23 protein-coding genes are annotated in these 25,336 nt (G+C 69.6%); 10 read left to right on the forward strand and 13 right to left on the reverse strand.

The genetic code is table 11. The annotated features are described in order from the left end of the window. Nucleotides 1–227: 227 nt before the first annotated feature. The gene (locus ABGI63_RS24550) at nucleotides 228–1,058 is read right to left on the reverse strand and encodes a DUF429 domain-containing protein (protein WP_349745187.1); all 831 of its coding nucleotides are present in this window, start codon (nucleotides 1,056–1,058) and stop codon (nucleotides 228–230) included. Nucleotides 1,059–1,093: 35 nt separating this feature from the next. Here ABGI63_RS24550 and ABGI63_RS24555 point away from each other — a divergent pair, with 35 nt between their 5' ends. Beyond that, complete coding sequence (locus ABGI63_RS24555; RefSeq protein WP_349745188.1) at nucleotides 1,094–2,572, forward strand: S10 family peptidase; 1,479 nt, start codon at nucleotides 1,094–1,096, stop codon at nucleotides 2,570–2,572. An 11-nt stretch (nucleotides 2,573–2,583) separates the two neighbouring features. On the opposite strand, the gene ABGI63_RS24560 is transcribed toward ABGI63_RS24555, so the two are convergent. The 6 genes from ABGI63_RS24560 to hutC all read right to left on the reverse strand — a co-directional run bounded on the left by ABGI63_RS24560 (nucleotide 2,584) and on the right by hutC (nucleotide 8,918). Next, on the reverse strand, nucleotides 2,584–4,140 hold the full coding sequence (locus ABGI63_RS24560; protein WP_349745189.1) for a methyl-accepting chemotaxis protein: 1,557 nt from the start codon (nucleotides 4,138–4,140) through the stop codon (nucleotides 2,584–2,586). A 111-nt stretch (nucleotides 4,141–4,251) separates the two neighbouring features. Continuing rightward, nucleotides 4,252–5,649: a formimidoylglutamate deiminase gene (gene hutF, locus ABGI63_RS24565; protein WP_349745190.1), complete on the reverse strand. Its 1,398-nt coding sequence runs from the start codon at nucleotides 5,647–5,649 to the stop codon at nucleotides 4,252–4,254. Continuing rightward, the gene (hutG, locus tag ABGI63_RS24570; protein WP_432767468.1) at nucleotides 5,646–6,446 is read right to left on the reverse strand and encodes an N-formylglutamate deformylase; all 801 of its coding nucleotides are present in this window, start codon (nucleotides 6,444–6,446) and stop codon (nucleotides 5,646–5,648) included. The genes hutF and hutG overlap by 4 nt, the downstream gene beginning before the upstream one ends. Then, nucleotides 6,446–7,639: an imidazolonepropionase gene (gene hutI, locus ABGI63_RS24575; protein WP_349745192.1), complete on the reverse strand. Its 1,194-nt coding sequence runs from the start codon at nucleotides 7,637–7,639 to the stop codon at nucleotides 6,446–6,448. Before hutI ends, hutG begins: the two co-directional genes overlap by 1 nt. Next, on the reverse strand, nucleotides 7,636–8,202 hold the full coding sequence (locus tag ABGI63_RS24580) for a HutD/Ves family protein (protein WP_349745193.1): 567 nt from the start codon (nucleotides 8,200–8,202) through the stop codon (nucleotides 7,636–7,638). The genes hutI and ABGI63_RS24580 overlap by 4 nt, the downstream gene beginning before the upstream one ends. Further along, on the reverse strand, nucleotides 8,199–8,918 hold the full coding sequence (gene hutC, locus ABGI63_RS24585; protein WP_349745194.1) for a histidine utilization transcriptional repressor HutC: 720 nt from the start codon (nucleotides 8,916–8,918) through the stop codon (nucleotides 8,199–8,201). The genes ABGI63_RS24580 and hutC overlap by 4 nt, the downstream gene beginning before the upstream one ends. Before the next feature lie 76 nt (nucleotides 8,919–8,994). Here hutC and hutU point away from each other — a divergent pair, with 76 nt between their 5' ends. The 7 genes from hutU to ABGI63_RS24620 all read left to right on the forward strand — a co-directional run bounded on the left by hutU (nucleotide 8,995) and on the right by ABGI63_RS24620 (nucleotide 17,801). Further along, complete coding sequence (hutU, locus tag ABGI63_RS24590) at nucleotides 8,995–10,677, forward strand: urocanate hydratase (RefSeq protein WP_349745195.1); 1,683 nt, start codon at nucleotides 8,995–8,997, stop codon at nucleotides 10,675–10,677. Between the two features lie 11 nt (nucleotides 10,678–10,688). After that, nucleotides 10,689–12,242, forward strand: a complete 1,554-nt coding sequence (gene hutH, locus ABGI63_RS24595) for a histidine ammonia-lyase (protein ID WP_349745196.1) — start codon at nucleotides 10,689–10,691, stop codon at nucleotides 12,240–12,242. Nucleotides 12,243–12,369: 127 nt separating this feature from the next. Beyond that, a complete protein-coding gene (locus ABGI63_RS24600; RefSeq protein WP_349745197.1) occupies nucleotides 12,370–13,317 on the forward strand; it encodes an ABC transporter substrate-binding protein in 948 nt (315 codons plus the stop codon). Nucleotides 13,318–13,324: 7 nt separating this feature from the next. Then, nucleotides 13,325–14,104: an ABC transporter permease gene (locus ABGI63_RS24605; protein ID WP_432767469.1), complete on the forward strand. Its 780-nt coding sequence runs from the start codon at nucleotides 13,325–13,327 to the stop codon at nucleotides 14,102–14,104. Beyond that, complete coding sequence (locus tag ABGI63_RS24610) at nucleotides 14,101–14,886, forward strand: ABC transporter ATP-binding protein (protein ID WP_349745198.1); 786 nt, start codon at nucleotides 14,101–14,103, stop codon at nucleotides 14,884–14,886. Before ABGI63_RS24605 ends, ABGI63_RS24610 begins: the two co-directional genes overlap by 4 nt. A gap of 124 nt (nucleotides 14,887–15,010) precedes the next feature. Beyond that, on the forward strand, nucleotides 15,011–16,645 hold the full coding sequence (locus ABGI63_RS24615; RefSeq protein WP_349745199.1) for a rhodanese-like domain-containing protein: 1,635 nt from the start codon (nucleotides 15,011–15,013) through the stop codon (nucleotides 16,643–16,645). Between the two features lie 43 nt (nucleotides 16,646–16,688). Continuing rightward, on the forward strand, nucleotides 16,689–17,801 hold the full coding sequence (locus ABGI63_RS24620; RefSeq protein WP_349745200.1) for an ABC transporter substrate-binding protein: 1,113 nt from the start codon (nucleotides 16,689–16,691) through the stop codon (nucleotides 17,799–17,801). A gap of 27 nt (nucleotides 17,802–17,828) precedes the next feature. On the opposite strand, the gene clsB is transcribed toward ABGI63_RS24620, so the two are convergent. The 4 genes from clsB to ABGI63_RS24640 are packed head-to-tail and all read right to left on the reverse strand — an operon-like array spanning nucleotide 17,829 to nucleotide 21,404. After that, nucleotides 17,829–19,136 carry a cardiolipin synthase ClsB gene (gene clsB, locus ABGI63_RS24625; protein ID WP_349745201.1) on the reverse strand — a complete coding sequence of 436 codons (1,308 nt, stop codon included), beginning with the start codon at nucleotides 19,134–19,136 and terminating at the stop codon, nucleotides 17,829–17,831. After that, nucleotides 19,133–19,939: an endonuclease/exonuclease/phosphatase family protein gene (locus ABGI63_RS24630; RefSeq protein WP_349745202.1), complete on the reverse strand. Its 807-nt coding sequence runs from the start codon at nucleotides 19,937–19,939 to the stop codon at nucleotides 19,133–19,135. Before ABGI63_RS24630 ends, clsB begins: the two co-directional genes overlap by 4 nt. After that, a complete protein-coding gene (gene nudB / locus ABGI63_RS24635) occupies nucleotides 19,936–20,412 on the reverse strand; it encodes a dihydroneopterin triphosphate diphosphatase (RefSeq protein WP_349745203.1) in 477 nt (158 codons plus the stop codon). The genes ABGI63_RS24630 and nudB overlap by 4 nt, the downstream gene beginning before the upstream one ends. A 23-nt stretch (nucleotides 20,413–20,435) precedes the next feature. Then, nucleotides 20,436–21,404, reverse strand: coding sequence for a helix-turn-helix transcriptional regulator (locus ABGI63_RS24640; protein WP_349745204.1), 969 nt, complete (start codon nucleotides 21,402–21,404; stop codon nucleotides 20,436–20,438). Nucleotides 21,405–21,519: 115 nt separating this feature from the next. Here ABGI63_RS24640 and ABGI63_RS24645 point away from each other — a divergent pair, with 115 nt between their 5' ends. Further along, a complete protein-coding gene (locus tag ABGI63_RS24645) occupies nucleotides 21,520–22,131 on the forward strand; it encodes a glutathione S-transferase family protein (RefSeq protein ID WP_349745205.1) in 612 nt (203 codons plus the stop codon). Between the two features lie 16 nt (nucleotides 22,132–22,147). Here ABGI63_RS24645 and ABGI63_RS24650 read toward each other — a convergent pair whose 3' ends face one another. After that, nucleotides 22,148–23,068 (reverse strand): DMT family transporter, encoded by a 921-nt coding sequence (locus ABGI63_RS24650; RefSeq protein WP_349745206.1) that lies wholly within the window; start codon nucleotides 23,066–23,068, stop codon nucleotides 22,148–22,150. Between the two features lie 132 nt (nucleotides 23,069–23,200). Here ABGI63_RS24650 and ABGI63_RS24655 point away from each other — a divergent pair, with 132 nt between their 5' ends. After that, nucleotides 23,201–23,659 (forward strand): Lrp/AsnC family transcriptional regulator, encoded by a 459-nt coding sequence (locus ABGI63_RS24655; RefSeq protein ID WP_349745207.1) that lies wholly within the window; start codon nucleotides 23,201–23,203, stop codon nucleotides 23,657–23,659. A 6-nt stretch (nucleotides 23,660–23,665) separates the two neighbouring features. Here ABGI63_RS24655 and ABGI63_RS24660 read toward each other — a convergent pair whose 3' ends face one another. Continuing rightward, on the reverse strand, nucleotides 23,666–25,327 hold the full coding sequence (locus ABGI63_RS24660; protein ID WP_349745208.1) for an ATP-binding protein: 1,662 nt from the start codon (nucleotides 25,325–25,327) through the stop codon (nucleotides 23,666–23,668). Between the last annotated feature and the right edge of the window lie 9 nt (nucleotides 25,328–25,336).

Here is a 25,336-nt window from a genome sequence, read left to right on the forward strand (position 1 = left end):
CGCCGTGCCGTAGCGGGCCTGCAGGATCTGGTATTCGCCGTCGTCGTCACGGCCCCGCTGCGCGCTCGCCGTTGCGGCCAGCATCAGCATCAGCACCAGGGCGGTCCAGCCCTGACGCAGGATTGTTGCAAGACTCAAAATTTGCTCCCTTTGTGAGTTGTTTCATCAACGCCGCAGCCGCATGCGCGGTTGTCCGCCGGCACGCGCCGGCCTTGTTTGAATTTGTTTCAGGCGCTGGTGATCCAGCCTTCCAAGGGGTCGATCGCTGGCGGCAGGCCATAGCCCTCACGGTCCTGTGCCCAGGCCGCCTGCATCAGGCACAGCACCGCATCGAGCCGGTCGCCGCTGGCGTCGGCCACCAGCGCATCGCGCTGTGCATGGCTGAGCTTCAGGCGCAGCCCCAGCCGGCTGCGGCCCTGCTCCAGCGCTTCGAGCAGGTCCTTGCGCGCGATCAGGCGCTCGTCGCTTTGCTTGGCCTTGTCGTCGCTCTTGTAGGAGCGCCGCGCGATCAGCTCGCGCGCCAGCAGGCCGGGATAAGCCTCCAGCGCGACGCGACTCGCATCACCCGGATGAAGGCCCGGTAGATGCACACCGGCGCCCAGCAGCAACGGCACGCCGGCATGCAGCATATAGGCCACCGGCGGGTTGACCCATTTCATAGCCGGCGAGGCGCCGGCCGGCCCGTCGGTGGCGCGATGGGCAAACTTGGCGCCAACCGGGCGCGCATCACAGAAGGCCGCAAACTGCGCGCGGATCTCGGCGCGCGTCAGCGCCGCGTAGTGCGCGATCAGCGCCGGCCATTGCTGCGGCCAGTTCAAGGTCTGCACCAGCTCGCGCGGCAGGCCGAAGGGAAAGTCAAAGCCGCCCAGCCAGGGGCCGGGGCGCTGCAGGAACTCGCCGAAGGCCGGCAAGCTGTCCAGCGCCTCCAGCCGCTCCAGCAGCAAGACCTGGCCCCGGCGTCGGCCCAGCGCGACGGTGATGGGTTTGCGCCGGGTCGGCGCGCTGCTGAAATCGACGCCCAGCAACAAGGGATCGGCAAGAGGGGCGCTAGAGTGCATGGTCAGCACTGTAACCAGCCGCGGAGAGCGACACGATGACGAACGAGGACAAGGCCGAGATCACGGTCGAGGACAGAGGTGCTCCGCTGGTCGAGCGCCTGGTGACGACCGAGCACAAGCTCAGCATCGGCAAGAAGACGCTGGAGTACAGCGCCACCTGCGGCACCTTGTTGCTGCGCGAGATCGAGATCAAGGAAGGCGAACACAAGGGCGAGAAGACACGCGCCAGCGTCTTCTTCATCGCCTACACGCTGAAGAATCCCAAGAAGCCCGAGAACCGTCCGCTGAGCTTCAGCTTCAATGGCGGGCCGGGCTCCAGCAGCGTCTGGCTGCATCTGGGCATCCTCGGCCCGCAGCGTGTGCCCGCCGATGAGATGGGCCACTGCGGCGCGCCGCCCTACGGCCTGGTCGACAACGAGTTCAGCCTCCTGCTGGAGTCCGACCTGGTCTTCATCGACCCGGTCGGCACCGGCCTGTCGCGCATGGCCGAGGGTCAGAAGGCCGCCGAGTTCCACGACTACCAGCGCGACCTCGATGCGGTCGGCGAATTCATCCGCCTCTACCTGACGCGCTGGGGCCGCTGGGCCAGCCCCAAGTACCTGATCGGTGAGAGCTACGGCACGACCCGCGCGGCCGGCCTGGCCCGCCATCTGCAGGAAAAACATGATGTCCATCTGAACGGCCTGATGCTGGTCTCGCTGGCGCTGGACTTCCAGACCCTGAGCTTCGACGCCGGCAACGAGCTGCCCCACCCGCTGTACCTGCCCACCTATGCCGCCACCGCCTGGTATCACCAGGCGCTGCGGCCGGCGCAGCAGAAGAAGCCGCTCCAGCAGATCGTGGCCGAGGCCGAGGCCTTTGCCAACGGCGACTACTGGCTGGCGCTGATGCAGGGCAGCCGCTTGACGCCGGCCGAGCGCGCCCATGTGGCCGATCAGGTGGCGCTGCACACCGGACTGAGCGTCGACTATGTGCTGCGCTGCGATCTGCGCCCCACCGAGTTCCGCTTCTTCAAGGAGCTGCTGCGCGCGCGCGGCCAGACCGTGGGCCGGCTGGACAGCCGCTTCCTGGGGCTGGACCGCGACGACGCCGGCGAGCATCCCGAGGACGATGCCGGCATGAACAATCTGATCGGCGCCTATGCCACCGGCATCCACCGCGTGCTGCGCGAGCGCCTGGGCTGGAGCGGTGATCAGCCCTATCTGCTGCATGCGCCGCTGTGGAAGACCTGGGCCTGGAAGGGCTACGAGAACAAATACCTCAGCGTCGGCGACAGCCTGCGCCGCGCGCTGCAGGCCAACCCGGCGATGCGGGTCTATGTGGCCAGCGGCTATTACGACCTCGCCACGCCGCATGCGGCCGGCGATTACACCTTGGCCCATCTGGGCCTGCGCGAGCCGTTGCAGGGCCAGATCCGGGTCAGCTACTTCGAGGCCGGCCACATGATGTACATCCACCAGCCTTCGCTTGCGCGCATGGCCACCGAACTGCGCGAGTTTGTGCGCGCCGGCTGATCCGCCGGGCCTCAGGCCAGCTTGAACACCGAAACCGAGCGTGCCAGCTCGTCGGCCTGCATTTGCAGGCTTTGCGCGGCGGCCGCCGACTCCTCGACCAGGGCGGCGTTCTGCTGCGTCATCTGGTCGAGATTGGCGATCGCCTGGCCGATCTGGTTGATGCCGGTGCTCTGCTCGCTGGTGGCATTGCTGATCTCGGAGACGATGCCGCTGACCCGCTCGATCGCCCCCATGATCTCCTGCATCGTGTGACCCGCGCGCTCGACCAGCTGGGCGCCGTTCTCGACATTCTGGCCGCTGGCGGTGATCAGGGCTTTGATTTCCTTGGCCGCCTCGGCGCTGCGCTGGGCCAGGGTGCGCACCTCGCCGGCCACCACCGCAAAGCCGCGCCCCTGCTCGCCGGCACGCGCCGCTTCAACGGCCGCATTCAGCGCCAGGATATTGGTCTGGAAGGCAATGCCGTCGATCACCGAGATGATGTCGCTGATCTTGCTGGACGAGGCCGAGATGCGGCCCATGGTGCTGACCACCTCGCCGACCACCGCGCCGCCGCGCTTGGCCACCTCGGCCGCGTTCAGCGCCAGCTGATTGGCCTGGCGGGCCGAGTCGGCGTTGTGCGTGACGCTGGCGGTCAGCTCCTCCATCGCCGAGGCGGTCTCCTCCAGGTTCGAGGCCGCCTGCTCGGTGCGCATGCTCAGGTCCTGGCTGCCCACCGCCACCTCGCGAGAGGCCGTCGCGATGCTGTCGGTGGCGCTGCGCACGCCGCTGACCACCGAGCTCAGCGAGCCCTGCATCGCCGCCACACCGCGCATCACGGCGGCGGTCTCGTCGGCCCCGGCCACATCGATGCGCTCGCTCAGGTCATGGCGCGCGATCTGCTCGGCGCTCGACACGGCCGCCTTCAGCGGCTGCAGGATCGAGCGGATATTGAAGAAGGTGTAGGCGCCGATGACGGCAATGGCCACGATCATGATCAGATTCAGCGCCAGGCGGATGCGGCGCTCCTGCGTCGCCAGGCGCTGCACCTCCTCGGCCGAATGCTGCTCGATCAGCTCGGTCATCTCGCCGAGCTGCTTGTCGAGCGCACGCACCGGCCCCTTGATCGGCTCGGTGGCCTTGTTGGCCGCGGCAGTGTCGGCAAAGGCACTGGCCGCCACCTCGCGATGGATGCCCTGGAAGCCGTTTCTATAGCCCTCCAGCGACTGCAGCATCTGCGGCGGCAAGACCTTGATCTTGGGCGCAATGTCGAGCTTTTCGATGGACTTCAGGCCCTGGGTGACACGCTCGTAGGCGCCGTCCCAGTCCTTCTTGTAGCGCGCCACCGCAGCGGCATCGCTGAGGTTGATCAGCAAGTCCTTCTCGTAGCGGCGCAGATTGCCGACCCCGGCGCGGATCTCGGCCAGCACGACCAGGGAGGCCACATCATTATTCTGATAGTGAGAGAACTGCTCGCGGGCCTCGGAGAGGCTCCACAGCCCGCTGCCTCCGATCACCAGCATCGCCAACATCGAGAGCGCGGACAGGGCATACAGCCGCGCGCGAATCGTGAATCGGTGCAGAGCCAGCATGGGACCTCCGGAGCACCCAACGACAGGTGTGCGAATAGCGTACTGCGACGCCCTCAGGAAGGAAAGGCCCGCCGAGCAACAAGTCCCGGGTTCAGGGGAGTCGCCGAGGGGTCAGAGCTTGCCCCAGAGCTCGGCCATGCAGGCCGCGAAATCACCCCGGATCCGCGCCTCGGCCGGATGGCGGCCCTGCTGCAGCTGCGGCCGGCCCGCCACATAGACGTCCTGCCAGGCCCGCTCCTGGCTGGCAAACACCAGACCGTCGAGCAGGCTCGCCGCCGGCAGGCCCAGCAGGCCCGAGGCCTGGGCATCCAGCACCAGGAAGTCGGCCCGGGCGCCCGGCACCAGCCCCCAGCTGTCCAGCCCGGCCGGCGCCGCGCTGCCGCGCCGGCAGGCCTCGAACAGGCGCGCGGCGGTCGAGGGCTCGCGGCGCGGCTGCGCGGCCACATTGCGCTGTTGCAGGCCCAGGCGCTGGCCATACTCCAGCCAGCGCAGCTCCTCGACCCAGCCGCGCGTCACATGGCTGTCCGAACCCAGGCTGATCGGTGCGCCGCTGGCGAGCCAGCCCGGCAGATCGCACAGGCCGTCGCCCAGATTGCCCTCGGTACCGGGACAGATCACGACACCGGCGCCGCTGGCCGCCACCGCATCGATCTCCTCGGGCAGGCTGTGGGTCGCATGCACCAGCTGCCAGCGCGCATCGGGCGCGAACTCGCTGCACAGCCAGGCCATCGGCCGCTGCCCGGTCGCGGCCAGGCAATCGGCCACCTCCTGCTGCTGCTCGCTGATATGGATGTGGATGGGCAGGGCTTCGTCAGCGACCAGCTGCTGCAGCCGGCGGATGTCCTCGGCATGGGCGGCGCGCAGCGAATGCAGGGCCACGCCGGCATTCAGCAGCGGCCGGCCGGCGCTGTTGAGGCGTCGGCTGGCGGCCCAGACCCAGTCGGCGTCGCTGGCGAAGCGGCGCTGGTCGGGCCGCAGCTGCGGCTGGGCAAAACCGGCATGGGCATACAGCACCGGCAGCATCGTCAGGCCCAGCCCGACCTGGGCGGCCGCATCGGCCAGCGCCCAGCTCATCGCCAGCTCGTCGCCGTTGCTGGGGCCATAGGCGCTGCCGTCTTCGCGGTGCTGCAGATAGTGGAACTCGCAGACCTGGGTGTAGCCGCCCTTCAGCAGCTCCAGATAGAGCTGGGCCGCAATGGCCTGCAGCTGGGCCGGCGTGATGCGCAGTGCCAGCCCGTACATGCGGTCGCGCCAGCTCCAGAAATCATCATCACCGGCCTCGCGCCGCTCGGCCAGGCCGGCGAAGGCGCGCTGGAAGGCATGGCTGTGGGCATCGACCAGGCTGGGGATCACCGGGCCGTCCAGCCGCAGGGCATCGTCCGGCGCCGGACGACCGGCTTCGAAGCCGCTCCAGTGCCCCGACGAATTGATATGCATCAAGACCTGACCCTGCCAGCGCCCGTCAAGCCAGGCCTGCGGCGCCCAGAACTGCTTGGCACCGGTCTTCATGCTTTCTTCCAGCTCAGCAGTTGCAGCAGCAGACGGCGCAGCAGCGGCTGCACGCCGGCCGCGGCGGCCTCGTCATAGGCATAGGGCGGCTGTTCCTGCATATAGCAGCGCCAGCACATCTCCAGCTGCACCGCATGCTGGCCCAGATCGGGTCGGCCGTAGTGGCGGGTGATGTAGCCGCCCTTGAAGCGGCCATTGACCACCTGGCTGTAGTCGCCCTGCCCGGCCAGCACCTGGCCCAAGGACGCGGTGATGGCAGGGTCGCAGGAGCGGCCCTCGGCCGTGCCCAGGTTCAGATCGGGCAGCTGGCCCTCGAACAGCCAGGGCAGCTCGGACTTGATGCTGTGCGCGTCGAACAGCAGGGCATAGCCATGGGCCGCCTTGAGCCGGTCCAGCTCGGCCTGCAAGGCCTCGTGATAAGGCCGCCAGTAGGTCTCGCGGCGGCGCAGCTTCTCGGCCGCGTCGGGAGCCTGGCCGTCCAGATACAGCGGCTCGCCGCTGAAGAAACGGGTCGGGCACAGCTCGGTATTCGATGCCCCCGGATACATCGGCGTGTCCTCGGGCGGGCGGTTCAGATCGATCAGAAAGCGCGAGTAGTGCGGGACGATCAGGCCGGCGCCCAGCTCCTGGGCGATGCCGCCATAGAGCCGCTCCAGATGCCAGTCGGTGTCCTCGGTCTGCAGCGCACGCGGCTGGTAGCGGCCGCGCTGGTCCTCGGGAATGGCGGTGCCCACATGGGGCATGCTGATCAGCAGCGGCGTGCTGCCGCGCTGCAGAGTGACAACCTTGCTGCTCATCATCGTATCTTTCCGGCCCGCACCGCCCGGCGCAGCGGGTTGCGGCCAAAGTAGTAAGCCAGTTCATTGGGATGGGCGATGTCCCAGGCGCAGAAGTCGGCCCGCTGGCCGGCGAGCAGCTGGCCGCGGTCATCGCCCAGACCCAGCGCGCGCGCGGCGTTGACGGTGACGCCGCGCAGCGCCTCCTCGGGCGTCAGGCGGAACAGGGTGCAGGCCATGTTCAGCATCAGCAGCAAGGACAGGGTCGGCGAGGTGCCGGGGTTGTGGTCGGTCGAGATCGCGATAGGCACGCCGGCCTCGCGCAGCGCCGCCACCGGTGGCAGCTTGGTTTCGCGCAAAAAATAGTAGGCGCCGGGCAGCAGCGTGGCCACCGTGCCGCTGGCCGCCAGCGCGGCAACGCCCTCGGGGCTCAGATACTCCAGGTGGTCGCAGCTCAGGGCCTGGTACTCGCAGGCCAGCTGGGTGCCGCCCTGGTCGCTGAGCTGCTCGGCATGCAGCTTGACCGGCAGGCCCAGGCGCCTCGCCGTGTCGAAGACACGTCTTGTTTGTGCGGGGGTGAAGCCTATGCCCTCGCAGAAGGCATCGACCGCATCGACCAGCCCGTCCTGCTGCAGCCTGACCATCCAGTCGCAGACGGCCTCGACATAATCGTCCTGCCCGCCCTGGAACTCCGGCGGCAGGGCATGGGCACCCAGATAGCTGCAGCGCACATCGGCGCCACGCAGCCGGCGCGCAACGCGCAGGCTGCGCGCCTCAGATTCCAGGCTCAGGCCGTAGCCGGACTTGATCTCTATCGTCGTGACCCCCTCGGCCAGCAAGGCATTGAGGCGACGCTGGGCCAGCGCCAGCAGCTCATCCTCGCCAGCCTCGCGGGTGGCGGCTACCGTCGAGCGGATGCCGCCGCCGGCCCGCGCGATCTCCTCGTAGCTGGCGCCCTGCAGGCGCAGCTCGAACTCGCGGGCGCGCTGGCCGCCGTAAACCAGATGGGTATGGCAATCGATCAGGCCCGGCGTCACGACCGCACCGCCGAGATCGTGCTCGGCGTCGAAGTCCAGGGTCGGGATCTGCTCGGCCTCGCCGACCCACAGCAGCCGCTCACCCTCGGTGACCAGGGCACCGTCTGCTATCCAGCCCCAGGGCTGATCGCCGGCCATGGTGGCCAGCCGGCCATTGCGCCACAATACCCGGCTCATGCTTGTTCTCCCGCGTCGTCCTTCAGGACCAACCACCAGGCCGTGCCCGGCGTCGGGCTGTTGAACGCGCAGCGTTGCGCCACCGGTGCCTCGCACCAGGCCAGGCTCATGGGCGCCAGATTCATGCTGCGGCCCCCATGGCTCAAGACGCCGTCCCAGGCGGTGAACAGGCCCAGCCATTGCACGCCCTCGGGCAGCAGCGCACGGTCAGCCGGCACGACCTCGACGCGGCCACGGCCCCGTCTGTGCATCAGATTGAAGTCGCGCGTCATGCCGTCCAGCAACCGGCAGTCGGGCGCCAGCGCGCCGTCGAAGGCCAGCAGCCCGTCACCGCAGCGCAGCTCGCGGCCCAGCAGCTCGACGCCACCACCCTGCAGCACGCCGAACCAGCGATCGATGCCGGGAAAGGCCGAGAACGGCCCGTCCGCCTCGATATCGGCGACGCTGATACGCAGCAGCCATTGATCCGGCCGCGGCCAGGCCAGCAGCTCGCGGGTCCAGCCGCCCCCGTTCTTCCAGCGCTGCGGCGCCAGGTCTTGTGCGGAAACCGTGCTCCAACTCATGCTTGAAAACTCCCTTCGAGCAGGTAGCGAGATCCCGGATGGGTCAGTCGCACCGTCGTCACGGTCAGCCCGCGGCTGAAGGTGCGACGCTTGACGACCAGGCAGGGGTCGCGCTTGCCAATGCCCAGCAGCCGGGCTTCCAGTTCGCTGGGCAAGGTCGATTCAATCGTATACCGAGCCTCGGACAGCGGCGCCACTTCCAGCAGATAGTGGGTCGGCGTCACCGTCGCGAAGTCCAGGCCCAGATAGTCGGGCGCGCAGGCCGGGTTCACCAGCCGGTCCTCGCACTGGATCGCGACGCCGTTCTCCAGATGGACGATGACGCTGTGGAACAGCGTGGCGCCGGCCTTCAGGCCGAAGTCGGCCGCCTGCTCGGCCGTGGCCTTGAGCCGCTCCAGCAGGTGCACGCGCGACTCATGGCGGTGGCCGCGTGCGGCGATCTCGTCATGCACATCGCGCACCGTCAGGGTGCTGGAGATGCGGTGCAGCTGGGCCACGAAGGTGCCGACCCCCTGCACCCGCTCGATCATGCCCTCCTGGCTCAGCTCGCGCAGCGCGCGGTTGACCGTCATGCGGCTGACGCCGAACTGCGCCACCAGCTCGGCCTCGGAGGGCAGCAGATCGCCGGCCACCCAGTGGCCGGACGCGATGTGCTCGCGCAAATGATTCTTGACCTTCAGGTACTGCGGCGCCGGTGCGCTTGTGCTGCTTGCCATGTCGCCCATCCTACTTGACTGTACTTGTATAGACAACTAAAGTTCGCGACATTCCTTCCAGCCCCAGGAGATCCGCATGAGCTCGCAAGCCCGCACCGTCCGCGCCCCCACCGGCACCACCCTCGCCTGCAAGAGCTGGCTCACCGAAGCTGCCTACCGCATGCTGCAGAACAATCTGGACCCGGCGGTGGCCGAGAACCCCGACGCCCTGGTGGTCTACGGCGGCATCGGCAAGGCCGCCCGCAACTGGGACTGCTTCGACGCCATCCTGGCGTCGCTCAAGGCGCTCGACGAGGACGAGACCCTGCTGGTGCAGTCGGGCAAGCCGGTCGGCGTGTTCAAGACCCATCCGGATGCGCCGCGCGTGCTGATCGCCAACAGCAATCTGGTGCCGGCCTGGGCCAACTGGGAGCATTTCAACGAGCTGGACCGCAAAGGCCTGATGATGTATGGCCAGATGACGGCCGGCAGCTGGATCTATATCGGCAGCCAGGGCATCGTGCAAGGCACGTACGAGACCTTCGCCGAGGCCGGCCGCCAGCACTTCGGCGGCTCCATGGTCGGGCGCTGGATCCTGACCGCCGGCCTGGGCGGCATGGGCGGCGCGCAGCCGCTGGCCGCGACCTTTGCCGGTGCCTGCTCGCTGACCATCGAGTGCCAGCAGTCGCGCATCGACTTCCGCCTGAAGACCCGCTATGTCGACGAGCAGGCCACCGATCTGGACGATGCGCTGGTCCGCATTGCCAAATACACCGCCGAGGGCAAGGCCGTCTCCATTGCGCTGCTGGGCAATGCCGCGCGCATCCTGCCGGCCCTGGCCGAGCGCTGCAAGGCCGGCACCGCCATCAAGCCCGATCTGGTGACCGACCAGACCTCGGCCCATGACCTGATCAACGGCTACCTGCCGGCCGGCTGGAGCGTCGAGCAGTGGAAGGCCGCCGCCGCCGACCCGGCCCAGCATGCCGAGCTGAAGGCCGCTGCGGCGAAGAGCGCCGCCGAGCATGTCAAGGCCATGCTGCTGTTCCAGGCCATGGGCATCCCGACCGTGGACTACGGCAACAACATCCGCCAGGTCGCGCTGGACCAGGGCGTCAAGAACGCCTTCGACTTCCCCGGCTTCGTGCCCGCCTATGTGCGGCCGCAGTTCTGCGAGGGCCGCGGCCCCTTCCGCTGGGTGGCGCTCTCGGGCGACCCCGAGGACATCTACAAGACCGACGCCAAGATCAAGGAGCTGTTCCCGCATCACGCCGGCGTGCACCGCTGGCTGGACATGGCCAAGGAGCGCATCGCCTTCCAGGGCCTGCCGGCGCGCATCTGCTGGCTGGGCCTGGGCGAGCGCCATATCGCCGGCCTGGCTTTCAACGAGATGGTCCGCAAGGGCGAGCTGAAGGCGCCCATCGTGATCGGCCGCGACCACCTGGACAGCGGCTCGGTCGCCAGCCCCAACCGCGAGACCGAGAGCATGAAGGACGGCTCGGACGCCGTCTCCGACTGGCCGCTGCTGAACGCGCTGCTGAACACCGCCGGCGGCGCCACCTGGGTCAGCCTGCACCATGGCGGCGGCGTCGGCATGGGCTACAGCCAGCACAGCGGCGTCGTGATCGTCTGCGACGGCAGCGAGGCGGCCGACAAGCGCATCGCGCGCGTGCTGTTCAACGACCCCGGCACCGGCGTGATGCGGCATGCCGATGCCGGCTATGAGCAGGCCCAGGCTTGCGCCAAGGAACGCGGCCTGAACCTGCCGATGCTGAACAAGTAAGGAAGAGAAGAATGACGATCAAGACTCTGGAAATCACCCCGGGCGAGCTGACGCTCGATCAGCTGCGCGCGATCCGCAATGGCGGCATCACACTCAGCCTGCACGCCAGCGCCGCCGACATCATCCGCCGCAGCGCCGCCGTCGTGCAGGCCGCCGCGGCCGGCGACGCGCCGGTCTACGGCGTCAACACCGGCTTCGGCAAGCTGGCCAGCACCCGCATCAGCAAGGAAGACCTGGCCACGCTGCAGCGCAATCTGATCCGCTCGCACTGCGTCGGCGTCGGCGCGCCGCTGGCACCGTCGGTCGTGCGCCTGATGCTGGCCACCAAGGCGGCGTCCCTCGCGCGCGGCTTCTCCGGCGTGCGCGAAGAGGTCGTGCAATGCCTGCTCGACGCCTTCAACGCCGGCCTCGTGCCCTATGTGCCGGCGCAAGGCTCGGTCGGTGCCTCGGGCGATCTGGCCCCGCTGGCCCATATGACCCTGTCCTTGATGGGCGAAGGCGAGATGCTGGTGGACGGCCAGCGCCGCCCGGCGCTGGCCGAACTCGAGAAGGCCGGCGTCAAGCCGCTGGTGCTGCAGGCCAAGGAAGGCCTGGCCCTGATCAACGGCACCCAGACATCGACCGCGTTGGCGCTGGAAGGGCTGCTGCGCTTCGAGCTGGTCTATGCCTCGGCCATCGTCTCGGGCGCGCTGAGCCTGGACGCCGCGCGCGGCAGTGACGGCCCCTTCGATCCCCGCATCCATGCGGTGCGCGGCCAGCCCGGCCAGATCGAGGCCGCGCAGGCCTACCGCCAGATCCTGGCCGGCAGCGAGATCCGCGCCTCGCATCGCGAGGGCGACGAGCGGGTGCAGGACCCCTACTGCCTGCGCTGCCAGCCCCAGGTCATGGGCGCCTGCCTGGACCAGGCGCGCTATGTGCGCGATGTGCTCTTGCGCGAAGCGAACGCGGTCACCGACAACCCGCTGGTCTTCGCCAATGAGGACGGCAGCGCCGCCATGGTGTCGGGCGGCAACTTCCACGCCGAGCCGGTGGCCCTGGCCGCCGATGCGCTGGCCTGCGCGATCGCCGAGGTCGGTGCGATCGCCGAGCGCCGCATCGCGATGCTGATCGACACCAGCGTCTCCCGCCTGCCGCCCTTCCTGACCGAGAACGCCGGCCTCAACTCCGGCTTCATGATCGCCCATGTGACCGCCGCCGCGCTGGCCAGCGAGAACAAGAGCCTGGCCCACCCGGCCAGCGTGGACTCCATCCCCACCAGCGCCAACCAGGAAGACCATGTGTCCATGGCCACCTTCGGTGCGCGCCGCCTGGGCCCCATGCTGGACAACACCGCCCACATCATCGGCATCGAGCTGCTGGCGGCCTCGCAAGGCATCGAGTTCCTGCGCCCGCTGAAGAGTTCGCGCGCGCTGGAAGAGGTGCATGCGCTGGTGCGCAGCGCCTGCCCGCCGATGCCCGAGGACCACTATCTGGCGCCGGACATCGAGCGTGCGACCGAGCTGGTGTTTGCCGGCGAGCTGGCACGACTCGTGCAAAGGGAAGGCAGCATCGTCGTGCTGCCCTGAGCCTGCCCAACAGCAGGGAGCCGGCCGTGTGCCGGCTTTTTTTGCGCCCACCCCGGGTGAATCCCGAGGACGCAAACGCAGCGGCACGCACCATGATGGACACCCCTGCCACGGAGAACCGCTGACCATGAAGAAGACGCTGTCGCTGCTTGCCCTTGCCGCTTCGCTTGCCACCGCCGCCCAGGCCCAGGAGACCAAGGTCGGCGTCGGCATCTCCGGCTGGACCGGCTTCGCCCCGCTGACCCTGGCCAAGGAGGCCGGCATCTTCAAGAAGAACGGCCTGGACGTCAGCATCAAGAAGATCCCGCAGAAGGACCGCCATCTGGCGATCGCCTCGGGCGATGTGCAGTGCGCGGCGACGACGGTCGAGACCTGGATCGTCTGGAACGCCAATGGCGTGGCCACCACCCAGATCTTCCAGCTCGACAAGAGCTACGGCGCCGATGGCATGATCGTCAAACCCGGCATCGCCAGGATCGCCGACCTGAAGGGCAAGACCGTGGCCGCCAGCGCGCCCGGCACCGCGCCCTATTTCGGTCTGGCCTGGATGCTGAAGAAGAACGGCGTCTCGATCAAGGACGTCAAGGTCGTCAATCTGGAGCCGCAGGCCGCCGCCAATGCCTTCATCGCCGGCACCGGCGGTCTGGACGCGGGCATGACTTACGAACCCTATCTCTCCGGTGTGCGCGCCAAACCCGAGGCCGGCACCATCATCGCGACCACCTTGGACTATCCGATGGTGATGGACACCTTCGGCTGCACGCCCAAGTTCCTGGCCGAGAACCCCAAGGCCGCCAAAGCCCTGGCCGACAGCTATTTCGAGGCCCTGGAGCTGATCAAGAAAGACGCCAAGAAGAGCTTCGAGATCATGGGCGCCGACGTCAAGCAGACCGGCGAGGCCTTCGAGAAGAGCCAGGCCTATCTGCGCTGGCAGGACAAGGCGGCCAACCAGAAGTTCTTCGCCGGCGAGCATGCGGCCTTCAGCAAGGAAGCGGCCGAGCTCTTGCTGGAGGTGGGCATCATCAAGGCCATCCCCGACCTGAGCAAGCTGGCCGATACGCGCTTCATCCAGTAAGCGCAGCATGCGTCCACTGCAAGCGGTATCGCCCGGGGCCCGCGTGGCCCTGGGCCTGTCCTTCTTCGTGCTCTTCATCGCCGTCTGGGCCCTCGCCACCTTCGGCGGCTTCGTCGAGAAGACCTTTCTGGCCGACCCGCTGAGCATGCTTCGTTCAGGCTATGTGCTGCTGACCGAGATGGGCTTCGCGGCCGACATAGCCATGACGGTCTGGCGCGTGCTCGGCGGCTTTGTGATCGCCGCCGCGCTGGCCCTGCCGCTGGGCGTGCTGATGGGGGCTTACAAGCCCATCGAGGCCTTCTTCGAGCCCTTTGTCTCCTTCGCCCGCTACCTGCCGGCCTCGGCTTTCATCCCGCTCTTGATGCTGTGGGTGGGCATCGGCGAGGCGCAGAAGCTGGCGGTGATCTTCATCGGCAGCTTCTTCCAGCTGACCCTGATGATTGCGGTGACGGTGGGCAATACCCGACGCGACCTGGTCGAGGCCGCCTACACGCTGGGCGTTTCGGACGCCGGCCTGCTCAAGCGCGTGCTGCTGCCCGGGGCCGCACCCGAGATCGCCGAGATCCTGCGCATGGTGCTGGGCTGGGCCTGGACCTATGTGATCGTCGCCGAGCTGATCGGCGCTTCCAGCGGCATCGGCCACATGATCACCGACAGCCAGGCCCTGCTGGCCACCGACCAGATCATCTTCGGCATCATCGTGATCGGCCTGATCGGTCTGGTCAGCGACTACGCCTTCAAGGCCGCGAACCGCGCGCTGTTTCCGTGGGCGCAGCTAGGTAAATGAACGATAACAACATCCTGTCCGTGCGCGGCGTCTCGCGCACCTTCGTCACCGCCGGCGGCCAGCAGACCGTGGCCCTGCAAGCCACCGATCTGGACGTGGCCGAGAACGATTTCGTCACCATCCTCGGCCCCTCGGGCTGCGGCAAATCGACGCTGCTGCGCATCGTCGCCGGGCTGGATGCGCCCAGCGGGGGCCAGGTCTTGCTGGACGGCCGGGCCGTCACCGGCCCCGGGGCGGATCGCGGCATGGTGTTCCAGAGCTACACCCTCTTCCCCTGGCTGACGGTGCTGGACAATGTCTGCTTCGGCCTGCGCGAGCGCGGCATGGCCCGCGCCCAGGCGGTCGAGATCGCCCAGGGCTTTCTGGCCCAGGTGGGCCTGGCCAGGTTCGACAAGCACTACCCCAAGCAGCTCTCCGGCGGCATGCAGCAGCGCACCGCGCTGGCCCGGGCGCTGGCCAACCAGCCGCGCATGCTGCTGATGGACGAGCCCTTCGGCGCGCTGGATCACCAGACCCGCGAGCTGATGCAGGAGCTGCTGCTGGGCATCTGGGAGCGCGAGCGCAAGACGGTGCTGTTCGTGACCCACGACATCGACGAGGCCATCTTCATGGGCTCGCGCGTGGTCGTGATGAGCGCCCGGCCCGGCCGCATCAAGAGCGATCTGCCCTCGCCCTTTCCGCATCCGCGCCACTATTCGATCAAGACCGCGTCCGAGTTTGCGGCGCTCAAGCGCGAGCTGACCGAGCAGCTGCGCGTCGAGGTGCTGGCGGCCCAGGCCTGAGCGGCGCGTCGTCCGTCGGCCACCGCTGCGGACTGTCCTGCTGCGGCTGCAGCCTGTCGCAGCCGGCTCGCCGGCCGCACGGCGGCGGGCCACAGTGCACGACCGTCGCAACCGGAGCCCTGCCATGGCCAAGTTCCTGATCCACTGGATGCTGCTCGCCTTCAGCCTCTGCACATCCTTCGCGGCGCAGGCCAGCGGCCCCCTGGTCGATGCCGCCTGGCTGCGCCAGGCGCTGGCCGCCGGCACGCCGCCGCTGCTGCTCGACGCCTCGCCGACCCGCCAGCATGGCGCCGGCCACATCCCCGGCGCGGTCAGCGTGGACTTCTACAGCTACGGCGCCCGCGAGGTGGACGCTGCGACGATGCAGGCCCGCATGCGGTCCTGGGGCATCCGCCATGCCGGCGAGCAGCTGATCGTGATCCATGACCAGGGTGGCACGATGCTGGCCACCTGGCTGTTCTACGAGCTGCACCGCCACGGCGTCGCGCCCGAACGCCTGCGCCTGCTGGACGGCGGGCTGGCGGCCTGGAAAACGGCCGGCGGCGCCGTCGTCACCGAGGCCACGCCCGCGCCCCCGTCCGGCGATGTTCGCGTGGGCGTGCTGCGCGAGGAGGTCCGGGCACGGCTGCCCGATTTCCTGGCCGGCGCCGGCGACCCGGCCGGCCATGCGCTGCTGGAGGCGCTGGATCCGCCCTACTACTACGGCGGCGCCAAGTTCTTCAGCCGCGGCGGCCATGTGCCGCATGCGCTGCTGACGCCCACCGACGACTTTTTCCGGCCCGACAAGACCTTCAAGCCGCGCGCCGAGCTGGAGGCCTTGATGGCCCATCTGGGCGTGCGCCGCGAGCAGCAGGTCTACAGCTATTGCGGCGGCGGCGTGGCCGCCAGCGTGCCCTATTTCGCGCTGAAGTTCCTGCTCGGCTACCCGCGCGTCGCGCTCTACCAGGGCTCGCAAAAGGAATGGCTGGAGGACCCGCGCGGCCTGCCGCTGTGGAGCTATGCGGCCCCGGCCCTGCTGCGCGATGCCGACTGGCTCAACGGCTTCAGCAACACCATGCTGCGCACCTTCAGCCACAGCCCGATCAGCATCATCGATGTGCGCCCGGCCGAGGCCTATGCACTGGGCCATCTGCCCTTCGCGCTGAGCCTGCCTGCCGAGCGCTTCCAGCAGGACCTGGCACGCCCGGAACGCCTGGCCGCGCTGCTGGGCCCGGCCGGCGTCGACCCGGCGCACGAGGCGGTGATCGTCTCCGAGGGCGGGCTCAACAAGCGCTCGGCCCTGGTGTTCGCGCTGCTGGAGCAGCTGGGCCAGCGCCAGGTCTCGCTGCTGCTGGACTCGGTCGATGACTGGGGCCTGCGCGGCCTGAGCCTGAGCAAGGAGCCGACACGGGTCGGTGCAAAGAAGCCGGCGCTGGACCCGACCATCGCGCCGGTAACCTACCAGGCGGCAGCGCGCACGGTGCTGCTGCGCGGCGCCGAAGCGGCCGGGCCGGGTCTGCCCCGGGTCTATCTGGCCCTGGGCGCGCAGGCCCCCAGCCCCGCGCTGCCGGGCAAGACCGTGCACCTGCCCTATGGCCAGCTGCTCGACGCCGGCGGTCGCCCCAAGCCGGCGCACGAACTCTGGAGCCTGCTGGCCAAGGTCGGCCTGCCACGCCATGCGCAGATCATCAGCGTCGGCGACGATGTCGGCGAGGCTGCGATCGGCTACGTCCTGCTACGGCTGATGGGCTTTGCCGACGTCAAGCTCGGGGGGCTGTAGCCGCGCGGCGGGGCATCGGCCGGCATTGCACAATGCCAGCCTGATGCCGATCAAAGCCCTGCTCCATCGCGCCGCGCTGCTGGCCTGCCTGCTGGCGATGGCCCTGCCTGCCTGGGCCCAGCAGGTCTATTTCATCAACCCCGGCCACCGCGACGAGACCTTCTGGCGCCAAGCCGGCGAGGCCATGCAGGCGGCGGCCGACAGCCTGGGCATGGGCTTCAGCCAGGACTTCGCCGAGCGCGACCCGGAGCGCGCGCTGGCCCTGGGCCGCGCCGTCGCGGCACGGCCGGCGGCCCAGCGGCCCGACTATGTGCTGCTGGTCAACGAGAAAGCCACGCTGGTGGCCAATGCCCGGGTGCTGAGCGCGGCCGGCATCAAGAGTTTTGCCGCCTTCAGCGGCCTGCTGCCGCAGGAGCAGGCGCGTTTTGCGCCGCGCCGCGCGCCGCTGCAGCAGTTGCTGGGCAGCCTGCAGCCGCAGGCCGAGGATGCCGGCTATCTGACCGCCAAGGCCTTGATCGCGCGCGGCCTGCGCGACGCGCCGCGCGGCGCCGATGGTCGCCTGCACCTGCTGGCCCTGGCCGGTGACCGCATCACGACGATCTCGCTCGCCCGCAATGCCGGCCTGCTGAAGGCGCTGGCCGAGCACCGCAGCGAGGTGGTGATGGATGCGATGCTGGCGACCGACTGGAAGCGCGAGCTGGCCCGCCAGCACAGCGAGCGCCATCTGCAAAAGCATGGCGAGACCGCGCTGATCTGGTGCGGCACCGATCTGATCGCCTTCGGCGCGCTGGACGCGGCCCGCGCCGCCGGCCGCCGGCCCGGCCGGGACCTGCATGTCTCGGGCATCAACACCTCGGCCGAGGCCATGCAGGCGCTGGTGGACGGAGAACTCAGCGCGCTGGCCGGCGGTCATTTCCTGGCCGGCGCCTTCGCGCTGGTGATGCTGTACGACCACCACCGCGGCCGCGACTTTGCCGCCGAGGGGCTGACGCTGGAACACTCGATGTTCATCGGCTTCGATGCCGAGCGCGCCCGGCGCTTTCTGGCCCGTTTCGGCAGCAGCACGCCGGCCCTGGACATGCGGCCCTTCAGCAAGGCGCTGAACCCGCAGATCACGCACTACCGCTTCCCGGTGCAGGCGCTGCTGCTGCCCTGATCGGACGCAGCGTCTCAACAGGGCGCTCTAGTAGCGTCCTGTGGCCCCCGCCACCCGCAGATAGACATAGGCCGCCCAGGCCACCAGCGCGCGGCGCAGCACGCCGCGCAGCCCGCCGCCGCCGAGCTCGCGCATGTCGACGCGATGAGACACCGCCAGCGCGGCCTCGAACTCGGCCGCCACGCTGCGCGCAAACGGCGCGTCGTGCACCACCACATTGGCCTCCAGGTTCAGCAGCAGCGACAGCGGGTCGATATTGGAGCTGCCCACCGTGGCCCAGTCCTCGTCGACCACGCCGACCTTGGCATGCAGATAGGCTGGCGTGTACTCGTAGATCTGCACGCCATGGCCCAGCAGCTCGGCATACAGGGCCTGGGCCGCCATGCCGGCGATGCGGTAGTCGAGCTTGCCCTGCAGCAGCAGGCGCACCCGCACGCCGCGCCGCGCGGCATCGCGCAGCGCGCGCCGGAAGCCATGGCCGGGATAGAAGTAAGGCGTGATCAGATCGACCTGATCACGCGCCGCACGGATCGCGTCGATATAGCTGCGCTCGATGGTGCGGCGCTGGCGCAGGTTGTCGCGCAGCACAAAGGCGGCGCAGACCGGCGGCAGCTGTTGCTCGCGCTGCCGGGCCCGTTGGCGGTTGCGCGGCATGCGCAGGCGCCGGGCCAAGCGGCGCAGCCGCGCCACCGGCTCGGGGCTGCGCACCAGCGCGCGCAGCTCCTCGCCAAAATCGCGGCCCAGCCAGGCGCGCGTCCAGACCGCCCGCGCCGCCTGCGCCACCGGCTGCACCGCCGGGCCGCAGACGCTGACCGCATAGTCCAGCCGCGGCTCGTCGGTGGGGCCGTGGTTGAGGTCCATGCGGTCGTCGATGATGTTGATGCCGCCGACAAAGGCCTGCACGCCGTCGACCACACAGAGCTTCTGATGCAGGCGGCGCAGCTGGCCCGGTTGCAGCCAGCGCCACCAGCGGTCGATCGGCCGGAACACCGCCAGCGCGACGCCGGAATCCGCCAGCTGCTCGCGCAGCCAGGGCATGCTGGCCTTGGAGCCGAAACCGTCGACCACCACCCTGACCCGCACATTGCGCGCCGCCGCCGCGCACAGCGCCGCGGCCAGCTCGGCGCCGGCCTTGTCGTGATGAAAGATATAGGTGGCGACCCAGACCTCGTGCGTGGCGGCATGGATCGCGGCGATCTGGGCCGGGAACAGCTCGTCGCCGCCGCGCAGCAGGCGCAGCTCGTTGCCGCCGCTGAACTCCGGCAGCGCCACCGCATGCCAGCTGATCAGCGGATCGGGCTCTGCGGTGTCCGGGGTCGGCGCGCTGCTGCTCACGCCAGTTCAAGCTCTGCCAGCAGCGGCAGATGGTCGGACATGCGGGCCCAGGCCGGGCCCTTGGGCACCTGGGTCGAGACGCAGCGCATGCCGCGGGTGTAGATGCGGTCCAGCGAGAAAAAAGGCACGCGCGAGGGGAAGGTGGCCTGGCGGCTGCGGCCCGGCGAGATCGCGCGCGTCAGCCCGTTCTCGCGCATCGGCGCATCGAGCTTCTCGCCCCAGTCATTGAAATCGCCGGCCACCACCAGCAGCGCCTCGGGCGGCACATGGTTGGCGATGAACTCGGCCAGGCGCTGCACCTGGCGCACCCGCCCTCCATGCATCAGGCCCAGGTGTGCGACCACCGCATGCACCTCCAGACCATGCCACTGCACCGGCACATGCAGGAGGCCGCGCTGCTCGAAACGATGGTCGGACACATCGTGGTGGCCGATCTCGCCGATCGGCCAGCGCGACAGCAGGGCATTGCCGTGCTCGCCATGCTTGGTCACCGCGTTGGTGCGGTAGGCCACCTCATAGCCCTCGGGCGCCAGGAACTCGGCCTGGCCCTGCTCGGGCCAGCCGAACCAGGTGCGCTCGAACTGCTTGGCCTCGCGGTGGTGGAAGTGGCGCACCTCCTGCAGAAACACCAGGTCGGCATCCAGCGCCTCGACCCCCAGGCCCAGGTTGTGGATCTCCAGCCGCTTTTGCGGCCCGACGCCGCGCACGCCCTTGTGGATGTTGTAGGTCGCGACCCGCAGATAAGGGCTCAGGATGCTGGTCTGCGGCGGCTGGACCGAGTGCTTGAAGGCGGGCTTGATCATCGGGCGGCGTCCTGCTCCAGGAAGCGCGGCAGCTGCAGCACCGCCTCGGCATTGGACGGCGAGAAGCACAGGTCCGCCGCCTCGCGCCAGGGCAGCCAGCGATACTGCAGATGCTCGCGCGGCGCCAGCGTCACGGCGGTGCCGGCCGACACCGTCAGGCCGAACACATGCTCGGTATTGCGGGTCACGCCGGGCGCATAGCGATGCCGCCAGACCGGGTAGATCTCGTAGACATTGACCAGGCCCCAGTCGCGCAGCTCGCCCCCGGCAATTCCGGTCTCCTCCAGCACCTCGCGCCGCGCCGTCGCATCCAGCGCCTCGTCGGGCGCGTCCAGCGAGCCGGTCACGCACTGCCAGAAGCCGGGCTTGTCGGCCCGCTCCAGCATCAGCACCTGCAAGTCGGGTGTATGGATCACCACCAGCACCGATTCGGGGATCTTGTAGGGCCGGGCCAAGGCTGCGTTGTCGCTCATGGGGCAAGCATAGCGGAGCGGCATCACCCGCGCGCCAGGCCGCGCAGCACCCGCTCGGCCGCCAGCGCCAGCCGCTCGCGCAGCGCCGCGGGCGCCAGCACCTCGAACTCGACCTCCAGCACGATCAGCCAGTAGACCAGCGAGTCGAGCGCATGGGCGCCGCATTGCAGCAGGCAGCGCTGCGCGTCGCCGTCGATCGCCTCCAGCCGCGCGGCGGTGGCCGGGATGCAGGCGACCATCTGGGCCAGCGGCGCATGCAGGATCACCCGGGCCTGCTCGGCATGGGGCGAGAGCACCACGGAGCGCGCGACAAAGGCGCGCAGATCACCGCCCTCGGGACCGGCGCGCGGCGCGAAATGTGCGCCGAGCGCCGCCGCGCCGGCAATGCGGTCGATGCGGAAGGTGCGCCAGTCGCTGCGCCCCCGGTCCCAGGCCACCAGATACCAGCGGCTGCCGGTGTGGACCACGCCCTGAGGCTCGACCTGGCGACGGCTGGGTTCGCCCTTCGCATCGACATAGTCGAAGGCCAGGCCCAGCTGGTCGCGGCAGGCGCCGGCCAGATCGGCCAGCAGGCCGGCATCGACGCTGGGACCGACCGAGTCCATGGCCTGCACCGCCGAGCGCAGTGCATCGGCGCGCCGGCGCAGCCGTGCCGGCATCAGCTGCTCCAGCTTGACCATGGCCTGCAAGGCGGGCTCCTCGATGCCGCCGACCCGACCCGAGGCGGCGGTGCGCAGCGCGATCGCGACGGCCAGCGCCTCCTCGTCGTCCAGCAGCAGCGGCGGCATCGCCTGGCCCGGCCGCAAGGCATAGCCGCCGGCCACGCCGCTGCTGGCCGCCACCAGATAGCCCAGCTCGCGCAGCCGGTCGATGTCACGCCGCAGCGTACGCGGGTGCACGGCCAGGCGCTCGGCCAGTTCGGACCCGGCCCAATGGCGGCGGGCCTGCAACAGGGAGAGGAGCTGCAGCAGTCGGGAGGAAGCACTCAGCATCCGATCACTGTAGCTTTGATTGAGGGCCGAATCTGTCCGCAATGACTCCTACAGTGACCGCAGTCGTCGGCGCTGTGCCGACGCCCATCAAACCACTTGATCAGGAGAGCACACCATGTCCATCGTTCTGTACTGGCACCCGATGTCCAGCGCCACCCCCGTCGCCTGCGCGCTGGCCGAGCTGGGCCTGCCGCATGAGCGGGTCAAGATCGACATCCGGGCCGGCGAGCAGCATCGCCCCGACTATCTGGCGCTGAACCCGAATGGCAAGGTGCCGACGCTGACGGTGAACGGCGCGCCGATGTTCGAGGCCCTGGCCATCCAGCTGTGGCTGGGTGAGACCTACGGGGTCGAGCGCGGGCTGTGGCCGGCGGCCGGCACGCCCGAGCGGCTGCAGGCCCTGTCCTGGTGTGCCTGGGCCTATGTCAGCTACGGCGCGCTGCTGACACGCCTGCATGTCGCGACCATGGGCGAGCAAGCCCTGCGCAGCGGCGCCCATGCCGACGCGGCCCGCACCGGGCTGCATGAGCTGCTGGCCCTGCTGGACGCGCGGCTGGCAAGCCAGCCCTGGATGCTGGGCGACGCGTATTCGCTGGTGGACCTGCTGGTCGGCTCGGTGATCGGCTACAGCGTCTATATCGGCGCGCCGGTCGCCGCCCACGCCCATGTGCAGCAATGGCTGGACCGGGTCCAGGCCCGGCCGGCGATGCAGATCGAGGGGCTGTGAGGGTCGCGGCCCTCGCTCAGCGCTGGCGCTGACTCCACAGCACGCCGGCGACGATCAGCCCCATGCCCAGCAGGCTGACCGCCTCGGGCCGCTCACCGAACAGCGGCAGGGCCAGCAGGCTGGCCAGCACCGGCGTCAGCGCGCCCATGCTGGCGCTGCGCTGCGCGCCCAGCCGAGCCACGGCATAGCCATAGCTGAGCGTCGAGACCAGGCCAACGCCGATGCTTTGCAGCAGCACTTGCAGCAGCAGCTGTTCGTGCGACAGCGTCGGCAATACCAGCGGCCCCTGTGCCAATTGCCAGACCAGCCAGGGCAGCAACAAGGCCAGCGACACCGTCGAGATCAGCGCCGCCGCCTCCAGCGGCGCCAGCCGCGCCTCGCGCAGAGCCAGGGTGTAGGCCGACCACATCAGGCTGCCGAGCAGGAACAGGCCATAGCCCTGGGCCAGGCCGGCCTGGCCGGATTTGAGCGCCAGCATGGTCGCGACGCCGGCCGCGATGCATAGCAGGGCCGGCCAGCGGGCCAGGGCCTGGCGGCCATGCAGGGCCGCCGCCAGCAAGGCGGTGAACAGCGGCAAGGTGCCCGGGATCAAGGTGGCGCCGTCGGCCACCGGCGCATGACGCATGCCCCAGCCGGCGATCAGGAAGTAAGGCAGGCCGGCGCCGGCGACGATCAGCAGCCACAGCCGCGTGGGCAGTGCCGCGAAACGGGCGCGCCGGCGCCACAGCAGCGGTGCCAGCAGCAAGCCGGCCGGCCCGAAACGCAGCAGGGCCAGCTCGGCCGGCGGCAGCGCGGCGCGCGCGCCGGCACGCAGCGAGATAAAGAAGCCGGCCCAGATCAGCAGGGTCAGGGCCAAGGCGGCCCAGCCGACCAGGTCGGGGCGTGCGGTCGGGGTCGAGGGGGAGCCGATCAGGCCCGGGGACGCAGGAGAAGACATCAGCAACAGGGGTAGGGAACAGGCTCAATTTTCGAGCGCCTCCCCTGGTGGTTTCAGCCCATCTCAGCCATGAATTGACCTGATGAAGGCTTGTTCAGCCAATAATTCGCCATTCATTGACTGATTCAAGCCATGGACCGTATCGACACCCAATTGCTGGAGCTGCTGCAGCGCGAGGGCCGGCTGACGATTGCCGAGCTGGCCGAGCGGGTGGGCCTGTCGCAAAGCCCCTGCGCGCGCCGGCTCAAGCGCCTGGAAGACGGGGGCCTGATCGCCGGCTACCGCGCGGTGCTGGATCGCAAGGCGGTGCAGCTGGCGACCACGGTGTTCGTCAATGTGCGGCTGATGCACCACCGCGAGGATGCGGTCCAGCAGTTCGAGGCCGCGATGCAGGCGATGGCCGAGGTGATCAGCTGCCATGTGGTCTCGGGCAGCCACGACTATCTGCTCGAGGTGGTGGTCGGCGAGCTCAGCGACTACGAGCTGATCGTGCGCCGGCTGCAGGCCCTGCCGGTGGTGCAGGACATCAACAGCAGCTTCGCGATCCGCAGCGTCAAGAGCGGCGCGCCGCTGCCGCTGCGGGTGCGTTGAGCCCGCTCAGCTCTCGCGCAGCGCGCGCTCGATGCGCGCCGCGCCGGCGCGGATCTGGCCGGCCAGATCAAGCAGCTGCTGGCGGTTGATCACCTCGCCGGCCAGCAGCTCGCTGATGCGCTCGGCATGGCCGGCCAGCGTCGCGAGCTCGCCCAAGGCCAGCCGCTGCGGCTGGGCCTTGCCGACCGGCGCCAGCGAGGCGAGCAGCCGTGCCAGCAGCGCGGCCAGACGCTCGGCGCGGCTGATGTCGGCGCGCGACCAGGCGGCCCCGCCTTCGCGCTGCAGCCATAGCAAGGCCACGACATGGCCGTTCAGGCGCAGGCCCAGCTCCAAGCGCGCCCGGCCGGCCGCATCGGCAAGGGCCTCGTCCAGCTCGGCACGCCAGGGATGCTGCTCGGCGCTGCCGCACTGCAGGGCTTCGTCGGCCCGCGCCATCGCCTCCAGATAAGCGGGCATCCGGCCAGCCTGCAAGGGCCGACTCGTGGCCACACCGTCCAGGCCGTGATAGAGCCCGTCGCCATCACGCTCCCACCACAGCTGCAGCTGCTGCAGGCCCAGCGCCTCAATCAGCTGCGGCCGCAGCCGCGCCCAGGCGCGCTCGAGATCGGCCGCGCCGGCCAGTGTCCAGACCTGGCTGGACAGGCTCAGCAGCAGGGCATCGGCGCCCAGCGGGTCGGTATCGAAGCGGGCCAGCGCCTCCAGCTGGGCCGGCAACTGACCCTGGTGCAGGCTGGACTCCAGGCGCTGGCGCTGCTGCATATGGTGCCAGCTCGGGCCCAGCTCGCCCTGCTCGCGCATCAGCTCGCCCAGGCGCCCGTGGGCCGCCGCCTGCAAGGGCCGCGACTGCAGGGCCTCGGCCAGGGTCAGGGCTTGCCCGGCCCAGCCCAGCGCCACATCGCCGCGCTGCAGCTCGGACAGCAGCAAGGCCGCATTGGCCTGCAGCCAGCGGTAGCCGCAGCCCTGGGCCAGGCTCAGGGCCTGCTGGGCCAGGCTCAGGGCCTGGGCCAGGTCGCCGCTGTCACGGGCGCAGCGCGCGTGCTGGTAGGTGGCCTCGGCGCGGTAGTCCCGGTGGCCGGCGCGGCGGGCGGCCGTCAGCGCCTCGTCGAGCTCGGGCAGCGCCGCCTGCGGTCCCTGGGTGGCACGCAGCGAGGCGGCGCGGTTCAGCGCGATCTTGGCGCGCATATAGGGGTCGCGCGGCAGCTTCGCGTAATGCAGCTCGGCCTGGTCCAGCACCCGGCCGCCGCGGGCCCAGTCGCCCAGCGCATAGCAGAGATGGGCCAGGCCGATGCGAGCCAGGCAGGCACTGCGGGCGTCATCGCTGGCCCAGTCCAGGGTCTGGCTCCAGGCGGTGCAGGCCTGGCTGTAGTCACCTCGCTGGTAATGCAGCCGGCCCAGCGCCTCGCTGAGCTCGGCGGCCTCGGCCAGCGCGCGCTGCGCCTGCGCCTGCTGCAGCGCCTGCTGCAGCTCGGCCTGCAGCTCGGCCGCGCGGCCCCAGCGCTCCAGCACGAAGACCGCGCCCAGCAAGGCGGCGCGGGCGCGGCAGGCGTCGCGCTGGCGCATCGCGGCGCGCAGCTTGGGCAGGGCCAGCGCCGGATGGCGCATCACGATGCGCTCCCAGCGCGCCCTCTCGGCCAAGCCCAGTGTGGATCCCAGATCGGTCTTGTTCATGCCTGCTTC

Source organism: Roseateles cavernae (genome assembly GCF_040187885.1).
GTDB lineage: Bacteria > Pseudomonadota > Gammaproteobacteria > Burkholderiales > Burkholderiaceae_C > Roseateles_E > Roseateles_E cavernae.